A 1,839-nucleotide genomic window follows, 5' to 3' on the forward strand; every position below is an offset into this window, starting at 1 on the left:
CGCACCACCTTGCCGCTGTAGGGCTCGCTCGCCAGGTTCACCCAGGTGCCGGTTCTGTCCCGCAGCCAGTAGCCGTTGGCGTGCTGCGCCGGGTCCACGTAGAGGCTGAAACTCTCGGTGTGTGTGCCGGGAGTCAGCTCTACCTGGAAGCTGGTCAGCCCGCCGAGCGCCTCCAGCGCCCGGGGCAGGTTGGGGGGGATCTTTTTCTGCTCCAGGCGGGCGATGCGTGTGCCGTGATCGGCGCTGGGCTTGCCGTTCTCGCTGCCTGCCACCAGGGTGGTGTAGGTGCTTGCCGGCGTGTCGTCCGAATCGTCTTCCTTCGAGGTGCTGACCGAGATGCGGATCGAACTCACCGAGGATTGTTCGCTGTCCCTGGTTCCGTCCCCGTTGCCGTCGCCCGCCACGGGGGCGGGTCCATGGGGGCGGTAGAGGCCGGGGGTCCGGTCCTCTATTTCGCCGGGAACGCCGTCGTTGTCCCCGCTCGGCTTGCGGATCTTGCTGGGCGGGGGGGCGGCAACGGTGTTCTTCGCTTCGTGCGCGCTGAAACTCGCGGCGTCGTTGCCGCTGCGGTCCTGCAGGGCCTCGGCGTCGTTGCCGGCCGTGGGGTCGGTGTACGAGAGCTTCACCGACTGGCCGTAGGCCACGGCGTGGGCCAGCGTCAGCGCCACGGTATTCGCCAGCGCATCTATGGCGACTGCGGTGACGGCGCTGCGCACGCCATCGACGAGCACCGTGAAGGCTTCGGGGGCCGGCTTGTGCTCGGCGTCCAGCGCGTTCGCTTCGGCGCAGCTGAGCACCAATTGGTCGCCGTTCGCCTTGGCGCTGCTGATCACCGGGGCCGTCGTGTCGGGTCCGCTGTGCACCACCATGTCCGTGAAGCCTGCGGCATCGTTGCCGGTCGCGTCCTGTATGGCTGCGGCGCCGGTGTCGGCCGGGGGGGCGGTGTAGGCAACGCGCACCGTCTCGCCGCCGGTCACGGGGGTGCTCAGCGTCAGGGTGACGGTCTTCGCTGCGGCATCCACGGCGACCGCGCGAACCGCGTTCACGACGCCGTTCACGTGCACCGCAAAGGCGGCGCTGTTCGCCGTGTGGACGGCATCCAGCTTGTTCGCTTCGGTGTAGCTGAGCACCAGCTGGTCGCCGCTGGCGCTGGCCATGCCGATGACCGGGGCCGTGGTGTCCGGTCCGTTGCCCACTTCCATGGCGCTGAAGCTGGCTGCCACGTTGCCCGTCGTGTCACGGAGGGTGGCGCTGCCGGTCGCGGGCCGGGTGTAGGCGACGCTCACCGCCTCACCGCCGGTCACGGCGGTGGCCAGTTCCAGCGTCACGGTCTTGGCCGCTGCGTCCACGCTCACGCTGGAGACGGCGTTTGCGACGCCATTCACGAGCACCGCAAAGTCCCCGGGGGCCGGCTTGTTGAGCGCGTCCAGGTCGTTTGCCTCGGTGCAGCTGAGCACCAGGCTCCGGCCGCTGATGCGTGCCTGGCTGATCACCGGGGCCGTCGTGTCGGGGGCGTTGCCCACCGCCATGGCGCTGAAGCTGGCGGCATCGTTGCCAGCAGCGTCCTGCAGGACGGCGTTGCCGGTCTCGGGTTTGGTGTAGGCGACGGTCACGGTCTCGCCGCCGGTCACCGCGTGTTCCAAGGCCAGGGTCACGGTCTTGGCCGGAGCATTCACGCGCACCTGGGTGACGGTGTTGCGGACACCATTCACGTGCACGGCGAAGGCCGTTGCGGGCGCGGTATGCGTCGCGTCCAGACCCAGACCGCTGGCTTCGGTGTAGGTCAATACCAGATCGTTCCCGCTGACCGTGGCGCCGCTGATCACCGGGGCCGTGGTA

Annotated in this window: 1 protein-coding gene; it reads right to left on the reverse strand. The window is 69.2% G+C overall.

Annotation, left to right across the window (positions count from 1 at the left end; translation table 11 throughout):
* The coding region (locus tag D5041_RS21865) for a SwmB domain-containing protein (RefSeq protein WP_265285826.1) at positions 1-1,839 on the reverse strand (1,839 nt) is incomplete at both ends.

Source organism: Verminephrobacter aporrectodeae subsp. tuberculatae, assembly GCF_026127385.1.
GTDB lineage: Bacteria > Pseudomonadota > Gammaproteobacteria > Burkholderiales > Burkholderiaceae_C > Acidovorax > Acidovorax aporrectodeae.